This window comes from Anaerolactibacter massiliensis, assembly GCF_900290205.1.
In the GTDB taxonomy this organism is placed as follows: domain Bacteria; phylum Bacillota_I; class Bacilli_A; order Erysipelotrichales; family Erysipelotrichaceae; genus Bulleidia; species Bulleidia intestinalis.
In genome coordinates, this window is the sequence record NZ_OLMH01000001.1 from 232,076 (window position 1) to 253,937 (window position 21,862).

The following is a 21,862-nucleotide window of genomic DNA, read 5'->3' on the forward strand; positions in this document are numbered from 1 at the left end:
CGCCAAGCTGTCAAGGGCTGTACTTTCAGGAGAGTATGATAAGATTGATGGGCAAAGGAGTTTTCATGATGGACGAGAAAATTGTAAAACAGCTTGCAGGAGATCTGAAGATCAGCGAGAAGCAGGTCACGACGGTGCTCAGCCTTCTGGAAGAAGGAAATACGGTTCCGTTTATTGCCCGCTACCGCAGAGAGCAGACTGGTGGTCTGGATGAAGAGCAGATTCTTGCGATTGATAAGCAGTACCGCTATGAAGTGAACCTGGCAGAGCGCAAGGAAGCAGTCCTTGCACTGATCGAGCAGCAGGGCAAGCTGACAGATGAGATCCGTGATTCCATCCAGGCCTGCACGAAGCTTTCCCAGGTTGAGGATCTCTATAAGCCTTATAAGCAGAAAAAGAAGACCAGAGCCGGCATTGCGATCAAGAACGGACTGCAGCCGCTTGCCGACTGGATGCTGTCGCTGCCGGAGAGCGGAGATCTGAAAGCCGAAGCAGAGAAGTATCTCAATGAAGAAGTGAAGACGGCAGAAGATGCGATCCAGGGAGCAGAGGACATCATCGCTGAAAATGTCAGCGATAATGCGAAGCTCCGCTGGTCGTTCAAGGATACGATTGCCAAGACCGGCGTTCTGGTCACCAAGCTGAAGAAGGGTGCCCAGGATGAGAAGCATGTCTATGAGATGTACTACGATCGTTCTGAGAAGATCACGACGATTGCGGATCATCGCATCATGGCAATTGACCGCGCAGAGAAAGAGAAAGTCATCACAGTGACGTTCTCCTATGATATGGAAGCACTGGAACAGCAGGCATTCCGGACTTATGAGAAGGGTCAGAATAACGTTGTTCAGGCAGAACTGGAAAAGGCCATCAAAGATGGCTGCGAGCGTCTTCTGTTCCCGTCAATCGAGAATGAGATCAGAAACGATCTGAGCGATCGCGCGCATAAGAGCTCGATTGAAGTATTCTCCATGAATCTGGAGAAGCTTCTGCTGCAGGCGCCGCTGAAGGGCAGAGTCGTGCTCGGCTTTGACCCTGGTTTCTACAATGGCTGCAAGCTTGCGGTCATCGATGAGACCGGACATATGCTGGACAACGTCATCATCTATCCGTTCAAGGGCAAGACCGATAATCCGGAAGCCATTGCAAGAGCAGATGCGAAGCTATTGGAGCTCATCAATAAGTATCATGTCCAGATCATCGCCATCGGAAATGGAACGGCCAGCAGAGAGAGCGAGAAGCTGATCTCCAATCTGATTCATGACAACAATCTGAAGGTACAGTATGCCATCGTCTCGGAAGCAGGTGCTTCGGTCTGGTCTGCCCAGGAAGGTGCGAGAGAAGAATTCCCGGATCTCGATACCGAGTCCCGTTCGGCAGTATCCATTGCAAGACGTCTGCTGGATCCGCTGGCCGAGCTGATCAAGATCGATCCGAAGGCAATCGGAGTCGGTCAGTACCAGCATGATCTTCCGGAGAAGGATCTGACTGAGCGTCTGGATGAAGTGGTCATGAAGGCAGTCAACCGCACCGGCGCGGATGTGAATACTGCTTCGAAGGAACTCCTGACGCATATTTCCGGACTCAATGCCGGCATTGCCAAGGAAATCGTCAATTACCGCAATGAGAACGGCAGATTCACGAACCGTAATCAGCTCAAGGAAGTCAAGAAACTCGGCCCGAAGGCATTCCAGCAGTGCGCAGGCTTCTTACGCGTCGTGGGCGGTGATGAACCGCTCGATGAGACCAGCATTCATCCGGAGTCTTATGATGCGGCCCGCAAAGTCATGCAGGCATGCGGAATCACGACCCTCGGAACTCCGAATGCGCAGTTCCCGGAAGATAAGGTCAGCACGCTCGGCATCGATCCGTATACGCTGAAGGATATCGAAGAAGCCATCCGCCAGCCGCTGCGCGATTACCGCGATCAGTTTGAAACCGCATTGCTGAGAAGCGATGTGCTGGAGCTCAAGGATCTGAAGGTCGGCGATCAGCTCAGCGGAACGGTCCGCAATGTAGTGGACTTCGGCGCCTTCGTGGATATCGGTCTGCATGAAGATGGACTGGTTCATATCTCCCACATGTCGATGAAACGGATCTCGCATCCGAGTGAAGTCGTATCCGTCGGCGATATCGTCACGGTTTATGTCTACGGCATTGATGAGGCTAAGGGCAGAGTGCAGCTCAGCCTGCTGCCACCGGAGCAGATTGAAGCTAGGGATGCGGCAAACCGCAATGCATGGAAGAACCGCAAGAAGAGCCGGAATCGTCCGGAATCCGCTCAGCGCAAGCCGGAGCCGAAGAAGCCGGTCACCATGGAAGACGCAACCGCAAGGCTGTTAGAGCGGTTCGGAAACAAGCACTGATTCCTGCATGCATACTGGATTGTGTGAAGTATCCCATAATGCTTGCATTCTGAAAGGAAAGTGAGTACTATGCTAATAAGCAGAAACGATCAGCAAGATCATTGAGCAGTACCGCAAGGTATCAGGAAAATGTTTTTGTGTTTGACTGTCTGCTTATTGTCCTCGGGTGATGGGTGATGAGTAACTAAGCCCAGTGACAGTAAAAAACGTCTGATCTCGTTTGAGGTCAGACATTTTTTGTGAACGTCATCTGAATCAGATCCGGCAGAGCCTGCTCGAAGTTCACGCCGTAGCGGTTATGATCAGGTTCCTGAAGCGTGCAGGCGATGCTTTTCTGAACGAAGCTGCAGGCAATCTGCATGGCTTCCGGAAGCTTCTTTCCTCTGCACAGAGCTCCGAGGAACGTGCTTGCCCAGAGATCGCCGGTCCCATGGAACTGCTGAGGTTCTTTTTCGGTCATCGCTTCATGGAACGTATTATCAGTACGGGAATAGGCAATGGAGCCGATCTTTCCGATCTCCGTGCTGATGCCAGTCAGCACGGCGGTGGAACAGCCGAGGTCCGCAAGCTTTCTCAGCATGGACTGCAGCTCTTCGTCAGAGAAGGATTCCTGATAGGGAATGCCCAGCAGCAGACAGGCTTCCGTCAGATTCGGGCAGATAATCGAAGCTTTGCGGCAGAGCTGTTTCATCTGCTGCACGAAGTCCATTGAAAAGCCTCGATACAGCTTTCCGTGGTCTGCCATGCATGGATCCACGAGAATCAGAGCGTCTTTCCCGAACTGATCGAAGAGATCCATGGCATAGCTGATCTGCTTTGCGGAACCAAGATACCCGGTATAGATTGCCGAGAACGTGAAGTGTTCTTCGTTCCATGCATGAAGAATCGCAGGAATCTGATCCGTCAGATCGCAGAATGAGACATGCTTGAACATCGTATGGGAAGAAAGAACTGCCGTCGGAAGCACCGCCGTTTCCAGTCCCATGGCAGACAATACCGGCAGAGCAGCCGTCAAGGAGCACTTGCCGACGCAGGAAATATCCTGCATGGTCACGATCCGTTTCATGCCTGAGGCTCCTTTCCGGAATCAATGCGTTTCAGCCATTTTCCCCGGTAAAGCCGGATCAGGAACAGAACACCGCGGAAGCAGAGTTCTGTTGCCATCGCATACCAGACACCCGGAAGGCCGAGGGATTTTGACAGAATAGAAGCTAGCGTGATGCGCACGCCCCAGATCGAGACGAGGTTCAGAATACCTGGCACTGCCGTATCTCCCGCTCCGCGCAATGCGCCGGTTGCGACGATCGATGCCGCAAACAGCGGTTCGGCATGAAGCTCGATGCGCAGGACTCTTGCCCCGAGTTCCTGGACTTCTTTGACCGGAGTGAGAAAGGAAAACACATACGGACAGAGATCATACATGAGCAGACCAGAGCATGTCATCAGCGCGATGCCGCTGAACGTTGTCAGCCAGGCAAAGCTCTTGGCAAGATCCTTGCGGTCCGCGCCAAGGGCCTGACCGACCAGGGTCGTGGCGGCGGAGCCGATCCCATAGCCTGGCATGTAGCAGAAGGATTCTGCGGTGACCGCAAAGGAATTGGCAGCGATTGAAATCGTTCCTAACGGAGCGACGATGCGGGTGGAGAATACCTGTGCAGCTGAGAGGGCTGCCTGTTCCATGCCCATCGGGATCGCGATGGCTGCCGCTTCTTTGAGAACCGGCTTCTGAAGCTTCCAGCTGCCTTTATGGTGTTTCAGGCTGAGAACCGGGGAATGGAAGACGGCCGCAATGACCATCAGGATGCCGGCAAAGACATACGAGAATGCAGTGCCGTAGGCTGCTCCCGCCACCCCCAGACCTGCACCTGGAACCGTGATGCCGCAAATTGTCAGGGAAGGAAAGATCAGGAAGTAGTTGAAGACCACGTCGCTGGCACATAAGAGAATCGACAGGAAGCTCGGAGTCTTCATGTCGCCGGAACACTGCAGCATGCTCTGGCAGAGAAAATAGAGTTCTCTGACCGGCAGGAATAAAGCATAGATGCGGAAATAGGCAGATGCGTCTGCCCAGATCGAAGGATCTGCGCCGAGCCATTTCGGCAGGTGGAAGGAAATAGCGAAGGCGATGGCAAGCAGACCGCTGGAGATAAGAAAGGTGACAATCAGGGACTGGCGGAATACGGATCTGGCATGTTCGGCATCTCCGGCTCCGATTGCATGGGCGACCTGCACGGAGAAGCCGTAGGCAGAAGCGTTGATCAGTCCGCCGATCAGCCAGGTGCTGCTTGCGACCAGACCGATTGAAGCACTTGCTTCGGCGCCGAGGCTTCCGACCATGGCGGAATCGATATACTGCATGACGATTTCCGAGATCATGGCAAGGATGGCAGGGAGGCTCAGCTTTGCGACAATCAGAAGCTTTTCAGAAAGAGAGATTTCCTGGTGCTCGCGCATGCGGGCTGCGAGGTCGATCGATTTGCTCATGAGAAATATTATATCTTCTGTTCAGAATGCTGGGAAGGCGGAATCAGAGAATACGAATCCAAAGATCTGCAGTCTGCGGCAGGAGCGATCGGTGCTATATAATAGAGAAAGTAAAGATAATACGGCCAGTTCTCGTAATTTAACGCGATTTTAACATCTGTTCTTTACCATGAACTTGCGTGACTGAGGTGATAGGATATGCAAAAAAATATTTATCTGGAAGGTTATACCCAGAATCGTGAGATTTCCTGGCTGCGTTTTGATGACCGCTGCCTGATGGAAGCGAAGGATCCAGCGGTGCCTTTACTGGAGAGGATGAAGTTCATTTCGATCTTTTCTTCGAACCTGGATGAGTTCTTTTCAGTCCGGGTCGGAAGTCTGACGGAACTGAATCAGGTTCATCCGGATCAGATTGATAACAAGACGGGCTGGAATGCCGAGACGCAGCTCAAGAAGATCTATGCCTATTCGGGCAAGCTGTGCCGCAAGCGGGAAACCGTCTATCAGGATCTCAAGCAGAAGATGAAAGAGGCTGGCATCGAGGATCTTTCGATGTCGGACTGGACGGAAGATGATACGGTCTGGCTCAAGAAGTTCTTCCACAGCTATGTGGAACCGATTCTTGGTGCGCAGATTGTCGATACGAGACATCCGCTTCCGCAGCTGCAGTCCGGAGTGGTTTATGCGGCCGGCATCATGAAATGGAAGGGGTCCCAGGCATATGCGATGGTTTCCGTTCCTTCTTCGCTGCCGAAGATCGTTCAGATTCCTTCGATGGATGGAAGCGTCCGGTTTGCCCACATGGAAGATGTTGTGCTTGCCAATATGGAATCCGTATTCCGGGGTGCAGCGATCAAGGATCGCTTCAAGTTCTATGTGATCCGCAATGCGGATGTCAGCGTGGATGATGATACGTTTGATGATCAGTTTGAGGACTACCGGGAACTGATGTCGGACATGCTGAAGAAGCGGCGGAAGATGGATATGGTGAGAGTGGAAGTCTCGGATATTCCTTCAGCACCGATCCGGAAGTATCTGTTCCGCCAGCTGAAGATCACGGATTCGATGGTCTATCGGTCCGAGATGCCGCTGGATCGCAAGTATATGTTCCAGATTGCAGATTTCCTCCCGGAAGAGAAGAAGAAAAAGTTCCTGTATCCGGAATATACGCCGAAGCTGAGTCCTGCGTTTGATTATCAGCAGAATCTGTTTGATCAGGTTCTGAAGAAGGATGTGCTGCTTTCCTATCCGTATGAGTCGATGGATCCGTTCCTGCTGCTGGTGAGAGAAGCGGCGAATGATCCGAAGGTCGCTTCGATCAAGATCACGATCTACCGGCTGGCCAAGCGGGCAAGGCTTGTCGATTACCTGTGCCTGGCGGCAGAGAATGGCAAGGAAGTGGATGTGCTGATCGAGCTGAAGGCAAGATTCGATGAGCAGAACAATATCGACTATTCCGAGAAACTGCAGGACGCGGGCTGCACCGTATTGTATGGGTTCACGGACTACAAGGTTCATTCCAAGATCTGCCTGATCACGAGACTGAAAGAAGAGAAACCGGAACATGTCGTGCTGATCGCAACCGGAAACTTCAATGAGAATACGGCGAAGAGCTATACCGATCTTGCTTATCTGACAGCCCGGAAGGATCTCATCAGGGATGCGGTCATGTTCTTCCAGAATATGATGATCGGAAGACTGGATGGCCATTACCGGCATCTGCTTGTTTCGCCGGTATCACTCAAGAGCGGGCTGCTGAATCTGATTGATGAAGAAATTGCCAAGGGATCGAAGGGACAGATCACGATCAAGCAGAACTCCATCACTGATGAAGATCTGATTGCCCGCCTGCAGAAGGCAAGCGAAGCCGGCGTGCAGGTGCGCATGATCGTGCGCGGCATCTGCTGCATCCTTCCGGAGGTTCCGGGAAAGACGGAGAATCTGACTGTGAGATCGATTGTCGGAAGATACCTGGAACATTCCAGAATCTACCGCTTCGGCTCGGGCAGGAATGAGAAGATGTATATCTCTTCGGCAGATATGATGACGCGCAATACGGAACACCGGGTTGAGATCGCAACGCCGATCATGGATGCTTCGATCCGCAAGCGGATTGATGATTATCTGGACCTGTGCTTCCGGGATAATACGAAGGCAAGACGGATGACAAAAGATGGCAAATACCATCATGTCCATGATCATATGCCGCCGCTGAATTCCCAGGAAGAGATGATGCGGCTGACGAAGGCGTCTGATCAGACAGTTCCGTCCATGCGTCCGGCTCATGCGGCAATGTGCGGAAAGATCTTTGATACGCAGTACAGGCCGTCTGAAGAAGAACCAAAAGAGAAGAAAGTGAAGAAAGAGAAGAAGAAAAAGAAATCATGATTGAGATTGCGGTGAAATGCAGAGGCCTTGATGACCTGCATCTGACATACCAGAAGCCGGTTCTTTTCGAAGAGATCGTGAAGGCGGTGCAGCCGCAGGCTCCGTACAGGATCTACGGCGTGCGGTTCTGCCATCAGCTCAGGCATATGAAGGAAACAGCGGATCAGTCCGGCGTTCTGGAGGTGCTTGATCTGAGAGATCCGGAAGGGAATATGATCTATCAATCGTCTCTGACTTTTCTGTATCTCAAGGCAATTCATGATCTGTTCGGAAGCGATGCAGATGCGATCGTAAAGAACTCTCTCTCCAAGGGACTGTTCACAACGATCCGGGCAAAGCAGCTTGGCAGGGATACGGCTGATCGGATTGAAATTCGCATGCAGGAACTCGCCGATATGGCACTGCCGATCACGCGGATTCCTGAAACCAGAGAGAATCTTCTGAAGAAGAGTGACTTCCGGAAAGACCAGAAGAAACTTCTGGAGACTGCGCCAGATCTGAAGGAACTCTATCTGTACCGGCTTGGCGAACAGGAAGAGCTGTTCTATGAACCATTAGTCCCGGATACGTCTTATCTGACTTTATTTGAAGTGCGCCGGTATATGAACGGGTTCCTGCTGCGGTTCCCGCATCCATCTGATCCCGATGACATTCCGCCGTTTGAAGAACAGAAACTTCTTTATGAAGCATTCTCGGAAGAAACCCACTGGAACCGCCTGACGGGCATTGAATATGCCTCGGACCTGAATACGGCCGTGAAAGAAGGAAAGGCCCAGGATCTGATTCTGCTGAATGAAGCCCTGCATGAGAAGCGCATTGCAGAAATCGCTTCCCGGATCAAAGAACAGGGAAGCCGTCTGATTCTGATCGCCGGTCCTTCTTCTTCCGGAAAGACGAGTTTTGCCAAACGCCTGCAGATCCAGCTGCGTGTGCTCGGGCTGAAGCCGCTGTATCTCGGTACGGATGATTACTATGAAGAGCGGAAGAATATTCCGCTGAAAAAAGATGGAACCAGAGACCTGGAAGGACTGGATGCGCTGGATCTGAACCTGTTCAATGAACAGATGGAAAGCCTGCTCAGCGGGAAGAAGACGGATATTCCGGTTTATGATTTCGTGACCGGAACGAAGAAGTTCGGAACCAGGATCACGTCAATCGAAAGCAGTCAGCCGATCATCATGGAAGGACTGCACTGCCTGAATCCGGACCTGACCAGCGGAATCCAGAATGATGTGAAGTTCCGGATCTATATCAGCCCGCTGACTCAGATCAATATCGATGAGCATAACCGCATTCCGACTACCGATGCGAGAATGCTGAGAAGAATTGTCCGCGATGCGCAGTTCCGCGGCGAGAGTGCAGCGGAGACGATGCAGAGATGGCCGAGTGTCAGGGCTGGCGAGGATCGCAATATCTTCCCTTTCTGCCAGGAAGCAGATGTGTTTTTCAACAGTGCGCTGATCTATGAACTGCCGGTTCTGAAGCACTATGCAGAACCGCAGTTACAGGAAGTGACAGAAGATCAGGCTGTCTATCCGGAAGCAGTCCGGATGCTGAGGTTCCTGAGTTTCTTTGAGGAACTGAAAGATGATCAGGCGATTCCGAACAACTCGATCATGAGAGAATTCATCGGCGGATCAATTCTGGTACACTGATGGAGTGAAATGGATTCTGGTCATACTTCTGATGATACAGACAATCCTGCCGGTCCATGCGGAAGGCGGATCGTTTTCTGCTGTCTTCAGCGATTCCGGAAAGCTCGAACAGGCTTCTGAATCCTATGCATATCAGGATCTGGATCATGCGGTCATCGATGTCTGGCTGGACGATCTTTCGTCTGCGAAAATTGCCGTGACCGCAGAAGCAGGCATGACGATCTCGGCTTCCGTTTCTGCTTTCAGCAGGAAAAATGGCGAAGTGCTTTCTGCAGATTCCGTCTCGATCGGATGGCTGGCAGATACGGAAGCAAGTCTTGGAACCAGAGAAGGTTCGCCATCGATTTTGGTCCCGGACCGGATCACTGCTGAGACGGAGAAGATATTCTCTGCGGGCGAGACAGGATATCTCTGGATCACGGTGCGGACGGATTGCAATACGGCTGCAGGAACCTATGATGGAACGATTGTGCTTCGCAATGGTACTTCTGAAGAAACATGCAGGCTCAGGATCCGGGTATCGTCTCTGGTCAATGAAGAGAACTTCTCTCTGGATCTCTGGCAGTATCCGTATGCATCCCTGCGCTATTATCAGATTCTGAACCATGAAGAAGCGTTCTCAGCAGCGCATCAGAATGTGCTGAGGCAGACTCTGCGTGCCTACTATGATGCTGGCGGCAGGACAATCACTGCTTCGATTCTGGATGAACCTTGGAGTCATCAGACTTATGATGATTATCCCGGCATGGTCCGCTGGAGCAGAAATGCAGAGAATCAGATTGTGTATGACTATTCCGCGTTTGATGCGTGGGTTTCACTCTGCATGGAAGAGGGGATTGATAAGCGAATCGAGTGCTTCACGATCCTGCCATGGAATAACAAGATCACCGTGCATCATGAGGATGGAACCGCAGAGGGAATCACTGCCATTCCGGGAACTGATGAATATACCTGGATCTGGTCGGCATTCCTGCGTGATTTCATTGCTCATCTCGAAGAGAAGGGCTGGAAAGACAAGACCGTCATCGCGATGGATGAACGCGATCCTGCCATGGTGCAGGCAGCCATTCAGGTCATTCTGTCGGTGACGGGAAGCGACGGGAAGCCGCTTGGCATCTCTGACTCCATCAATTCTCTGATGGAAGATGTCTCGTTCTATGATGACATCGATATCCTGTCGGTGAGCCTTGGATGTTTCTCTGACTCCGCTCTGATCAGCGAACTGATCAGCCATCGCAAAGCATTCGGCAAAGAAACGATTCTCTACAACTGCTCCGGAAATTATCCGAATGCGTTTGCATTTTCAAAACCGGAAGAATCACTGTGGGTCATGTACTATGCGGCAGCACTCGACTTTGATGGATATATGCGCTGGGCTCTGGATGCGTGGAATGAAGACCCTCTCTCTTCTGCAGACTATATGCCGCTGGAATCGGGAGATACGTTCCTGCTGTATCCGGGAGAGAAAGATGGAAATGGCATGGATCTTTCGGAGTCCGTTCGGTTTTTGATGATTGCACAGGGTATCCGCAATGCCAGGAAGGCACTGTATCTGAAGGAACATCTGGAAGAGAAAGAGCTGTTTGCGGAAGGACTGGAGTCCATCCGCAGAGCTGCTGGTTCCTATCATGCGTACGGAGCGATGACGGCGGCAGATGGTTCTTCTGAAATCATCTCTTCGGAAGCATCCCGCATGCAGGAACTGATCCGTCTTGGTACGATACTCATGGAACGGGAAGCTGCAGGAAGCGATCCTGGATTATATGTCCTGCGGCTGAAGAAGATAGCAGAACAGTAAGGAGAAGAATCGTTATGCTGAAAATCGGAACAGAAGCACCGGATTTCACTCTGCCGGATCAGAACGGCACCATGCACAAACTCAGCGACTACCGCGGGAAGAAGGTCATCCTGTATTTTTATCCGAAGGATAATACGTCCGGATGCACGAAAGAAGCCTGCGGGTTTGCAGAGCGCTATCCGCAGTTTCAGGAAAAGGATGCCGTGATTCTAGGAGTGTCCAAGGACAGCGTGGCATCGCATAAGAAGTTCGAGCAGAATTATCAGCTTCCGTTTACCCTGCTTTCTGATGAGAACAAGGAAGTGCTTCAGAAGTATGAGGTATGGAAGGAAAAGAACATGTACGGAAGAAAGACCATGGGGGTCGTTCGCTCCACGTATCTCATTGATGAGAATGGCATCATCGTGAAAGCCATGGAGAAAGTCAAGGCAGCAGACAATCCGCAGCAGATGCTGGAGGCACTGTGATCGTCATCCTTTCGCCTGCCAAGAAGATGGTGGAAACCGGAGACGATTTCCAGCCGGAGCAGATGCCGGAGTTTCTGGAAGACACCATGAGGCTGAGAAAGGCATTATGCTCTCTTTCAGAAGCAGAGAGAAAGAAGCTCTGGAACTGCAGCGATGCATTAGCAGAGAAAGCAGAACAGCTGCTGAAGAATGATCCGTCGCATCCGCAATCCGCGGCAGTATTTTCGTATTCCGGGCTGGCGTATCAGCATCTTTCGGCTTCGTCGATGGATGATGATATGCTTGCATGGATCAGGACTCATCTCAGAATCCTGTCGGGTTTCTACGGCATTCTGAGACCGTATGATGGAGTGGTTCCCTACCGGCTTGAGATGCAGGCGCAGCTTGCCTGCGGCAATGCCGGGGATCTGTATGAGTTCTGGAGTGACCGTCTCTATCAGACGATCAAAGACGAGCAGATCTTTAATCTTGCCTCAGAAGAATACAGCAGAGCAATCCTGCCGTATGCGAAGAAGGGACAGGTCATCACCATCACGTTCCTGCAGGAACATCACGGGAAACTGGTTACGAAGGGATCCTATGCCAAGATGGCAAGAGGAGACATGACCAGGTGGATGGCCGAGCAGAACGTGAGCGAGCCGGAGGAACTCCGGAAATTCAATCTGCATTATTCCTATTCCGAGGATCTTTCGGGTGCAGAAGAATATGTATTTATCCAGAAGCAGAAAGAATCAGGAAAGGACTGGGAGTAAAACCGGTCATACTGCTTGCGGAGTACTTGTTTCAATGTTATGAATATAGCGTGTCAGGGGTGACACGAGAAAGAAGGAGAACTTTTCATGAAATACAGATGCACAGTTTGCGGTCACATTTATGATGAGGAAAAAGAAGGAGTAAAGTTCGCTGATCTGCCTGAGACATGGGTATGCCCGATCTGCAAGCAGCCGAAGTCCAAGTTCGAACCGGTTGAGGAAACCGAAGAGCTGACCTGGGCAAGCGAACACAAGGTCGGCATTGCCAGCGATGTTCCGGAAGAGATCAAGGAACAGCTCCGTGCAGAATTCCAGGGCGAGTGCTCTGAAGTCGGCATGTATCTGGCAATGAGCCGTGCAGCAATGCGCGAAGGTCTGCCGGAGGTCGGCATGTACTATCGCCAGGCTGCGTTCGAAGAGGCTGATCACGCTTCCCGCTATGCAGAGATGCTCGGTGAAGTTGTTTCCGACAGCACGAAGAAGAACCTCGAAGCACGTGTCATGGCAGAAAACGGAGCAACTGCTGGCAAGACTGCTCTTGCCAAGAAGTGCAAGGAACTGAACCTTGATGCGCTTCATGATTCCATTCACGAGATGGCTCGTGATGAAGCACGTCATGGCAAGGCATTCAAGGGCCTGCTGGACCGCTACTTCAAAGACTGAACATCGTATTACTGATCATATTTCCTGCATGGAAGCATCAGCTTAGCAAAGGCTGGTGCTTTTTTCTGCCTTCGTGAGATGCAGGCGCGGCAGCGTAAGATGCACGAAGGCGGGAATGATGGAAGGTTACAATGTCAGAAAGAACAGGGGTATCTGAATGGGTACCCTGCGAGGGGCAGAGAGCAGATGAAAACCAGGAACAGACGTCTCTGGATGGCAGCGTATACAGTGATAGCAGTGTTTCTGCTGGTACTCTGGACGGCAATTCAGGTTCATGGAAACCGCCGCAGGGCAGAACACGCTTCTGAACTGCTGATGGCACAGGCAGAGAAGATCATACAGACAAACGAAGAAGAAGAGAAAATTCTGACCGAGTCTCTGAAAGAGAACTACATGACCAGGGCAGAAGCGGTGGCGTATATCCTGGATCATGGCGGAGGAACGGAGGATCTTGAGGAAATTGCTTCGCTCATGAAGGTGGATGAGATCCATATCTTCGACGAGACGGGCACGATTATTTCCGGAACGCATCCGGAATTCTATGGGTTCAGCTTCGATTCGGGAGAACAGATCGGCTATTTCAAGCCGATGCTGGAAGATCAGGAACTCACCATGTGCCAGGATGTCATGCCGAATACGGCTGATGGCAGGCAGATGATGTATGCCATGTGCTGGAACAGCACGGGCGAGTATATGGTCCAGGTCGGAATCAATCCGGTTCGGCTGCTGGAAGAACTGCGGGCAAATGAGATTCCGGAAGTAATTGCCGGGATGACTCATTATGAAGGAACGGCGCTGATTGTCGCGTCTATGGAGGGCACGATTCTCGGGGCAACGGATAGTTCCATGGAAGGCATGACGCTTGCAGAGGCAGGGATTGCCCCTTCCCGGACGGATCATTTCTATACTTCTTTCACTGCGGAGGTAAATGGCCGCAGATGCTATTGCAATGTGCAGATGAGCGGAGATTATATCATCGCGGTGGCGCAGGAAGTGAGCATGGTGAATGAAGATCTTCCTGCTTCGCTGATGATGCTGGTGATTTACCTTGCTGGCGCAGGAATCCTGATCCTGGTTCTTGTCGGGGTGATGAACAGGCGGATCAGACATGCACATGCGGAGGCTACCACAGATGTCATGACCGGTTTCCTGAACCGCAGAGCATATGCAGAAGCGATGAAGCGCGAGCAGCTGAATACGGATCCTCTCAAGGTCTATGCATTCATCGATATCAATGGTCTGAAACGGGTCAATGATACACTGGGACATGATGCTGGAGATGAACTGATCATCGCAGCGGCGCAGTGCATGCAGAAGTGTATGGGCCCGTATGGTGACCTTTACCGGATCGGCGGGGATGAATTTGCTGCATTGCTGAGAGCGGATGCAGAGCTTGAAAAGCAGATCCGGGAAGAGTTCCATCAGGAAGTGAGCAGCTGGCAAGGAAAGCTGTCAGATCGTCTTTCCGTATCGTGCGGCTGTGCTTCCAGAGCAGTTTATGTCGGTGCTTCAATTCAGGATCTTGAGCGGTATGCAGAAGAAGAGATGTATGAAGCAAAGAAGCGGTATTATCGGGAGAACAGCCGGGAAGACCGCCGGAAAGAAACAACTGGAAAGTCTGGAATGGAAACAGGGGTCGGGTTCTGAGAATCTAAAGTGGTCCCTGTAGAAAGGACAGCACTCTGACAGTGCTGAGGTCCTCCTGCAGGGGCCATTTTTATGGGCAGAAAATCCAGAAAACGCAATCCTAAAACTGATTATGTATTCTTCTCTCCAGAGGAAATCCAGATTCTCCAGGCTAATCCGAATGTGAAATTCATCCGGACGAATCACATCGCATTCACCTATGAGTTCAGATGCCGGATGTATGACTGGTATGTCTCTCATCACGAGATCCGCAAGTTCCTGGAGAACAATGGAATCTCCACGAAAATGATAGGGAACCAAGTGATTAAGAAACTGACTGAGAATTTCAGAAAACATGGTCACCCCACCAATGGAAATGGGCCTTCGATTTCTGTTTCTGCGCCGAAGCTTTCAGAAGAAGAAATCCAGCTGCTCATTGACACCGGAGTATTCGTCAGAGCTCGTGGCGGCATCTCTTTTTCAGATGCGTTCGTTAAAGAAGCGATAAGGAGATATCCTGGCACTGACCTTAGAACGCTTCTGAAGGAGCACGGCATTGATCCGAACCGGATCGGTTATCAGAGAATCCATAGGCTTAAACTCCTTCTGGAAGGAAAATTACCTGTTACGGGTAAATTTTTCCGTTCCGATGAAGTGATTTCTGAACTGAAGAGCTGTTCCTGGGTCAGAACAGTCACCCGGAAAAAACTTTCCCTCCGATCAGAATTCTATGAATGTGCTTATCTGATCAGAGACCTTCCGATTCTGGATGTAATGCAGGTATTTGAGATTCCTGCAGACTTGCTCAGCGCGGGAGAACTGATGCGGATTCGATATAAGCTTCTGCACTGGAAGCCGGATCGTGTTAACAGAAAGGTTCATCTTGCCGCTCTGGATCTCAGCACCGCGAAGAAACTGTGCGAGCTGATGGAGAAGATGGAAGAGAGAAAAATGAGTGAGCTAAGAGAAAGCCTTCGTATTACTTCTCCTGAGACTCTCCGGAAAGTGTGTGATCTCATTCATGATCAGGTGAAAGCCTTCCCTTACGTCAGAGGATTCTCGATCAGCGGTGCGTGCAGAATCCTCGGCTTCAGCCACTCTCGCTTCTATCGTCTGAGATACTATGTTTCCAACGGAAAACAGCGTCAGGATGAGAAAGACATTGAACGGATCAGGAAAGTGATTGAATACCGCGGATATCCGAAAGGAACCCGCATGGTGACCATGATGATGCCGAAGCTGCAGAAGACGGTCATGAACCGCAAGAAAGTTCAGAGGCTGATGAGAAAGGCCGGACTGCTGTGTACGGTCAGAGCACCGAAGAAATCCAGGCAGGCAGCCAGAGAACTGCTTCAGAGGAACCGGAAAGAGAATGTGCTGAAGCGCAGATTTCGTCTTGGGAAACCTTATGAACAGGTCATGACAGATGTCACCTATATCAAAGACTGCCGGGGAAATACTTCCTATTACTCTCCGATCAAAGACAGTGTTTCCGGCCTGATTCTGTCTTCTGCAGTAAGCGATACACAGGATCTGAACCTTACTGATGAGATGCTGAGCGGAATCATGAAAGATCAGGATCAGAATACCGTCTGTTCGACAGGAATGGTATTTCATTCCGATCAGGGGGCACTGTATCTTTCCGATGCGTTTCAGAAGAAGCTGAAGAAGATGGGATTCGTTCAGTCCATGTCACGGCGTGGAAACTGCTGGGATAACGCATCCATGGAATCCTTCTTCGGGCATATGAAAGATGAAGCTGACTTCTCCGATGCCCATGATACGTCTGAGATCCGGCAGAAAATCAATGACTACATTGACTATTACAACTTTGAACGGCCGCAATGGAACCGCGGCAGAAAGACACCGATGGACTTTGCCGTCTATCTGAACAATCTTTCTGAGCAGGAATACCAGGAATACCTTTCCAGGGAACAGGCAAAGTATGACCGCATGATGGCCAGGTCTGCAGAAAAGGCACGGAAGCACGCTGCAGATCTTGGTGCTGTGATACCATCGGAATCATAGAGAGGTAATAGAGATGGGTAAGAAGAAAACGAAGTATTACGAGAAACGCAGTGCCATTCAGGAAATTGCAGAGAAGAACGAATACGTGAAGGACATTCACGGAACGAATCTGATCTACAAGACGGAGTTCTATATCAGGATGTGTCAGCAGATGAACAAAGGAATGACGGGAGTGGAAGCTTATGAATCACTCGGCTTCCCGGTAAAGGAACTGGGTACTGATCGTGCAAACAGTGCTGCCAAGCGTGCCAGAGAGATGGAGAAAGACGGATCGTTCGTTGATCCTTCCAGATTTGACGGGAGTATTCCCCGTGATGAGATGGGAGATCTGACGCCGGAGGAAGAAGCCGCTTATTACAAAGCACGGACAGCTTATCTGGAAGCACTGCTCGAACTGGAAAAAAAAGTACACGAACTATTGGCGGAGACGAATACATCATCGAATCCGAACTGAAGAACCATCAGAAGTTCAGAATGGTGTATTACACTCTTCAGAAGCAGGAGACTCAGCCAGCAGGACATGTTCATCAGTTCTCGGCATCAGATCTGTTCCGGATCTTCGGCTGCAGTTCCAGCGGCTATTACAGCTGGAAGAAACGATTTGAGAATCCTGTGGAAACGAAAACGCAGAAAGAAGACCGGGAGATCAAGGAGAAGATGATCTCAATCATCCATAAGCACTGCGGAATTCCCGGAGCGCGGACCTTCCGTACTTACCTGTGGCGTGATTACGATCTCAGGGTGAGCAGAAAACGGATCACCAGACTGATGAAAGAAATGCGCATTACCGCATATGTCCCTCATAAAGATGCCTATAAGGGACAGGCAACTCATTTCCATCCATGTGATGCCAAGCAGAACTATGTCGATCGTGACTTCGGTGACAGCCCGCGGAAAGTGATCCTGACAGACATTACCTATCTCTACTATGGAAGTAATCGCGAGCTCTGCTATCTGTGTGCGTTCAAGGATGGATTCACGAGGGAAATCCTGGGATCAGCAGTAAGCAGGCATATGGATGTCTCTCTGGTTACAGAAGCCTATCACCGTATGATGGACCAGCATCGCAGCGAACTGAATCATCCGGACGCTCTGATTCATTCCGATCAGGGGAGTCAGTACCTGTCCGTTACCTTTCAGAAGCTGCTCGAAGATGACGGCTTCGTGCAGTCCATGTCCAGGCGAGGGAACAGCCAGGACAACGCACCGATGGAATCCTTCTTCGGAAGAATGAAGTGCCAGCTTCTGAAGCTGATCGAGATGTGTCCGGACTATCAGACAGTCAGAGATCTGATTGCAGGCTATATGCACCACTACAATGAGAAAGCTTATCAGTATGATCTTGCCGGTCTTACTCCTGCGGAGTTCTATCAGTACAAGACTACAGGAGTCTATCCATTAGATAACTACTACGGTATCGCAGGAGATCGGATGAGGCCGGTTGAAAGCCTGGTAGAGGATCATCTGAACTATCTGAAGAAGAAGCGGGAAGAAAACGTTCAGAAGAAGAAGGAAGCAGAAAAGAAGCTCCTTCCGATGCACATCATTGCGACAGATCAGAAGAAGCTGAAGAAAGAAATTCAGAAACTGAATACGCTCATTGAAGACTCCAATGAGGAAATCAGAGAACTGGAAGCACTTCTGGAGCGAGTGAGAGCAGCAGGAAAAGCTTACGAAACAGCAGATGAAGAACTGAAGAAGAAGCTTGAGAATCCGCAGGAATGGAAGAACACACCGCCATTTGACTACGTCACAGAAATGGACGCTCTTTACTGATACAGGCACAGAAAGAATAGAGCAGCTTACTTCCCCTGGCCAGAAGATGTTTTCGTCATGCGCAGAATGAATCATCCGAGCACTGATGATCCGGAAACATCTCTCTGAAACCTGCTGAATACAGAAAGAAGACAGCTATGATTCAGCTGTCTTCCGTCTTGATCAATGCATGTGACCCTCAGAAACCCGAACTGTCAGAAAACTGTCCTTGACAACGGGGCCACTTTAATCCGGTCCTTTTCACTTTGAACTGGAAGAACCTGCACGCAGCAAAGGTGATGGTCATATTCAGGAAGTGAAAAGGACAGTGACGTGATTGCGAAGCTGAGAAGCGTCGGCAGCAAGCCGGAGTACCTGCGGAAGCTGATTCGAGAAGACATCCAAAAGAATCATGCATGATGCGGCTCAGCTATGACGCATTTTCATTGAATTATCGTGCCATTTTAGTGCTGCAGAATAAGAAAACCGCATAGCTATGCGGTTTTGAACACTATGGTCGGGAATACGGGATTCGAACCCATGACCTCTTCGTCCCGAACGAAGCGCGCTACCAAACTGCGCTAATTCCCGTGCTTTTCAGCATGTGCTATTATAGCAAATTAATTCTCAAAAAATCAACTGAATCTCAGTATTCTCTGCATAATTTTCTGAAAAGCTTCGGCCAGATCAGGAACATGGCGATTGCGGTGATGACCCACGAGATCGGGAAGCAGAGATAAAGAACTTCCAGAGTCGGATAAGCACGCCAGATCGTGAGGATATAGAATACCCGGACAGCGACAATGCCGATCATCATGACCAGAGTAGGCGTATTGCTGTAGCCAATGCCGCGCATGGAAGCGGCGGGAATGTCCAGGGCTGCGTTGATCCAGAGCCAGAGCACGACATAATGCAGGCGGACCATACCGGCAGAGATGACATCCGGGTCATTGGTATACAGGGATAGCAGCTGGTTTCCGAAGCCGGATACCAGCAATCCTGCCGCTGCAGAGGATCCGGTCATCAGAATCAGCGTGACGTGCATGACTCTTCTGACCTGCTTCATGTCTTTTGCCCCGGCCGCCTGGGAAGTGAAGGTGATGCACGCATTGTTGAAGGCGTCCATGGCCACATAGACAAATCCTTCCAGGTTGAGGGCAGCACTGTTTCCGGCAACGGTGATGGAGCCGAACGTGTTCATGGCAGTCTGGACCGCAATATTGGAAATTGACCACATCATGCCCTGGATTCCGGCAGGAATGCCGATCTTCATGATGCGCTGGAAGATCATCGGATCCATGGAGATTTCAGAGAAGACCAGACGCGTATCATCCGTTTCACGGACCAGGGCAATCGTAACCATGACCGCCGATACTGTTTCTGAGATCACCGTCGCAATCGCAACGCCTGCGACCCCCATATGAAGCTGAATGACCGTGAACAGATTCAGGATGATATTCAGTACTCCTGATACAGCCAGGTACAGAGTCGGTCTTGCAGTATCGCCCTTGGAACGCAGAATCGCAGACCCGAATGAATAGACCAGCAGAGGAATACTGCCGGCAAAGTAGATGCGCATGTAGAGGGTGCTCTGATCAATGATGTTTTCCGGAGTGCCGATTGCCCAAAGAAGAGGATTGCTGATGAAAACGCCGGCAGCAGTGAGAATGAGTCCTCCGACAAGCGCAAGGAAGTAGGAAGTATGAACGGCTGAAGACAGATTTCTGTGGTCTTTTCTTCCGATCATGTTGGCAATGACGATATTGGCGCCGGTAGCCAGACCATTGAACAGAGCGACCAGAAGATTGACCAGAGGACCGGTCGCACCGACTGCTGCCAATGCGTCTGCACCGCTGAACTTTCCGACCACGATCGTATCGGCAGCGTTGAAAGCAATCTGCAGCAGATAGCTTGCCATCAGCGGAGCAGAGAAGATCAGAAGATTCTTCAGCAGCGGGCCATGCACCATATCCATGGATTCAGATTTTCTCTTCATAGATCGTCCTTCTTCTGTCTGAAGGGATTATAGCAGAATCACTTTTTCAGAAGAACATCCTGGATCCGCTGCAGATCCGTTCTCTGACTGAGTTCTTCTTTTACTTCCAGGGAACGGTCAACTTGATTCGTGATGATGGAGTCTGCGTCGCTGATCAGAAAGTGACGGATCGAGCTTCTGCTGTCGACTGTCCACACGCTGACTTTCTTTCCGATCTGATGGATTGCTGCGATTTCTTCATCGGTTGCCACTTCTTCTTCAATGACAAGCCAGTCGACATTCATGGAGCCGATATCTCCGAATGAGAAGTGATAGATATAGCCGGTTTCCATTTCAGGGTAATTTTCTTCAATATATGCAACCGGTTCATAGGAGATCGAGGTGATCACGGTCCTTTCTTCCAGGCTGTATTTCTTTACCAGGGCAGTGACGTCTTCTGCCATCTGAGCATCTGCTGTGGACCCTTTGAGTTCAATGTAAAGCTGATAGCCCGGAATCTCAGAGACTTGTTTCAGCATCTGCTCAAGCGTGGGAATGGGCTGATCAGGAAGATCATTGCCGGTGGTATTCCGGACTTTCAGCTTCTGAATCTCTGCATAGGTCAGATCCGAAGGAGCAGATGAAACTCCGCACAGACGCCGGAAGGTTGTGTCATGAAAGACGATGTACTGTCCGTCTTTCGTGCGCTGCACATCGATCTCACTGCCATCTGTTCCTGCTTCTTCTGCCTTGGTGAGGGCAAGCATCGTGTTCTCGCTGGCAAGGTTGCCGCCCGCCCGGTGAGCGATGATCTCGGTCTGTGATTCCAGCGGGAAAAAGGTATCAAAGCCGACATCCAGAACGATGGATGCGGCAAGCAGAGCAGAAGGAATGATCACTCTGAGCTTCCTCTGGTGCAGGAAAGAAGGAAGCGATTCTTCCTGGAACCCGGCGGGCTGCTTCAGAAGCCGGTAATACCAGCGGGTGATCAGATACATGAACAATGGAGTCGAGATAACCCGGAAGAGAAACAGAATGATGACTCCGTTCAGATTGAAGAGCAGATAGAGAAATCTCTGAATGCCGGTATGAGAGACATATCTGGAAATCAGCCAGTCCGGCAGAGTCAGAAACAGGGCGTCGACTCCTTTCCCGAGTCCGTAGAACAGAATTGTCAGCAGCAGGAACAGAATCAGAAACCGGATGAAGAAGGACTTCGTCAGTTCGGCAGAATGCAGAAATGCATTCTTCGCACTGTCTTTCTGCAGAACCATGAAATGAATCGTGAAGATTCCTTTCGTGATCAGAATGGCAAGACAGGCAATTCCGATATCATAAATAGCTCTTGTAACCGGATTGCTCATGAGGTCGACGGAATAGACATTCGGAATATAGAAGCCTTCGGTGAGCGTGATCGAGAAGCCGATATTTGCCAGAGGGACGCCGAATGTGACAGCCAGAAGAATCAGAAGACCGGAAGGAGTGAAGAACTTCGGCAGGAGTTTCAGGCTATGCATGCAGGAAGTCAGGATGCGTTCTTTCTGACCATGAATCTTCAGATCCGTGATGCGGATCAGAGCTCCGATATCAAGACAGATATACAGAGCACATGCCAGGACGCCCAGTGCTAAGAGAGCCCACCCCTGCCACCTGGAGAAGAAGACGCGGTAGTTGCCGTTCGTGATGGCGGCTTCGCCTGCCGAGGCAACGAAAAAGAGGCCGATGCGATTCAGCAATGCGGTCAGGACAGCCAGCAGAATCGAGACAGTCAGCTGATATGGAAATACCCAGAGGAGGGTATTCAGAATCTGTGCAGACAGGGTATGAAACCACTTCTTCATGTACAGTATTTTACCGTCTGATGGGAAGGTATGTTAAAGTAAAAGCGGTTCAGAGGGGAAAAGA

At 50.6% G+C, this 21,862-nt stretch carries 15 protein-coding genes and 1 tRNA gene; 11 read left to right on the top strand and 5 right to left on the bottom strand.

What is annotated here, in order from left to right; genetic code table 11:
* Positions 1 to 68: 68 nt before the first annotated feature.
* Positions 69 to 2,366, top strand: a complete 2,298-nt coding sequence (locus tag C7E00_RS01240) for a Tex family protein (protein WP_105302954.1) — start codon at positions 69 to 71, stop codon at positions 2,364 to 2,366.
* A 226-nt stretch (positions 2,367 to 2,592) separates the two neighbouring features.
* Here C7E00_RS01240 and C7E00_RS01245 read toward each other — a convergent pair whose 3' ends face one another.
* On the bottom strand, positions 2,593 to 3,432 hold the full coding sequence (locus C7E00_RS01245; protein ID WP_105302551.1) for a pyridoxamine kinase: 840 nt from the start codon (positions 3,430 to 3,432) through the stop codon (positions 2,593 to 2,595).
* Positions 3,429 to 4,850, bottom strand: a complete 1,422-nt coding sequence (locus C7E00_RS01250) for an MATE family efflux transporter (RefSeq protein ID WP_105302552.1) — start codon at positions 4,848 to 4,850, stop codon at positions 3,429 to 3,431. The genes C7E00_RS01245 and C7E00_RS01250 overlap by 4 nt, the downstream gene beginning before the upstream one ends.
* Positions 4,851 to 5,048: 198 nt before the next feature.
* Here C7E00_RS01250 and ppk1 point away from each other — a divergent pair, with 198 nt between their 5' ends.
* From ppk1 to C7E00_RS01300, 10 genes are all read left to right on the top strand, one after another.
* The gene (ppk1, locus tag C7E00_RS01255) at positions 5,049 to 7,238 is read left to right on the top strand and encodes a polyphosphate kinase 1 (protein WP_105302553.1); all 2,190 of its coding nucleotides are present in this window, start codon (positions 5,049 to 5,051) and stop codon (positions 7,236 to 7,238) included.
* Positions 7,235 to 8,893: a nucleoside kinase gene (locus C7E00_RS01260; protein ID WP_105302554.1), complete on the top strand. Its 1,659-nt coding sequence runs from the start codon at positions 7,235 to 7,237 to the stop codon at positions 8,891 to 8,893. Before ppk1 ends, C7E00_RS01260 begins: the two co-directional genes overlap by 4 nt.
* 31 nt (positions 8,894 to 8,924) lie before the next feature.
* Positions 8,925 to 10,691, top strand: coding sequence for a DUF4091 domain-containing protein (locus C7E00_RS01265; protein ID WP_135358126.1), 1,767 nt, complete (start codon positions 8,925 to 8,927; stop codon positions 10,689 to 10,691).
* 14 nt (positions 10,692 to 10,705) lie between these two features.
* Positions 10,706 to 11,158, top strand: coding sequence for a thioredoxin-dependent thiol peroxidase (gene bcp, locus C7E00_RS01270; protein ID WP_105302556.1), 453 nt, complete (start codon positions 10,706 to 10,708; stop codon positions 11,156 to 11,158).
* Positions 11,155 to 11,910, top strand: a complete 756-nt coding sequence (gene yaaA, locus C7E00_RS01275) for a peroxide stress protein YaaA (protein ID WP_105302557.1) — start codon at positions 11,155 to 11,157, stop codon at positions 11,908 to 11,910. The genes bcp and yaaA overlap by 4 nt, the downstream gene beginning before the upstream one ends.
* A gap of 87 nt (positions 11,911 to 11,997) precedes the next feature.
* On the top strand, positions 11,998 to 12,573 hold the full coding sequence (locus tag C7E00_RS01280; protein ID WP_105302558.1) for a ferritin family protein: 576 nt from the start codon (positions 11,998 to 12,000) through the stop codon (positions 12,571 to 12,573).
* Between the two features lie 186 nt (positions 12,574 to 12,759).
* Entirely contained in the window at positions 12,760 to 14,220 is a 1,461-nt protein-coding gene (locus C7E00_RS01285; RefSeq protein ID WP_167836416.1) for a GGDEF domain-containing protein, read from the top strand.
* A gap of 72 nt (positions 14,221 to 14,292) precedes the next feature.
* A complete protein-coding gene (locus C7E00_RS01290; RefSeq protein ID WP_105302474.1) occupies positions 14,293 to 16,227 on the top strand; it encodes an IS3 family transposase in 1,935 nt (644 codons plus the stop codon).
* A gap of 13 nt (positions 16,228 to 16,240) precedes the next feature.
* On the top strand, positions 16,241 to 16,681 hold the full coding sequence (locus C7E00_RS01295; RefSeq protein WP_105302473.1) for a hypothetical protein: 441 nt from the start codon (positions 16,241 to 16,243) through the stop codon (positions 16,679 to 16,681).
* 20 nt (positions 16,682 to 16,701) lie between these two features.
* Positions 16,702 to 18,003, top strand: a complete 1,302-nt coding sequence (locus tag C7E00_RS01300; RefSeq protein ID WP_105302472.1) for an IS3 family transposase — start codon at positions 16,702 to 16,704, stop codon at positions 18,001 to 18,003.
* A 493-nt stretch (positions 18,004 to 18,496) separates the two neighbouring features.
* On the opposite strand, the gene C7E00_RS01305 is transcribed toward C7E00_RS01300, so the two are convergent.
* The 3 genes from C7E00_RS01305 to C7E00_RS01315 all read right to left on the bottom strand — a co-directional run bounded on the left by C7E00_RS01305 (position 18,497) and on the right by C7E00_RS01315 (position 21,798).
* A tRNA-Pro gene (locus C7E00_RS01305) sits at positions 18,497 to 18,573 on the bottom strand.
* Positions 18,574 to 18,628: 55 nt separating this feature from the next.
* Positions 18,629 to 19,978 carry an MATE family efflux transporter gene (locus tag C7E00_RS01310; protein ID WP_105302560.1) on the bottom strand — a complete coding sequence of 450 codons (1,350 nt, stop codon included), beginning with the start codon at positions 19,976 to 19,978 and terminating at the stop codon, positions 18,629 to 18,631.
* 38 nt (positions 19,979 to 20,016) lie between these two features.
* Complete coding sequence (locus C7E00_RS01315; protein ID WP_105302561.1) at positions 20,017 to 21,798, bottom strand: glycerophosphodiester phosphodiesterase family protein; 1,782 nt, start codon at positions 21,796 to 21,798, stop codon at positions 20,017 to 20,019.
* Between the last annotated feature and the right edge of the window lie 64 nt (positions 21,799 to 21,862).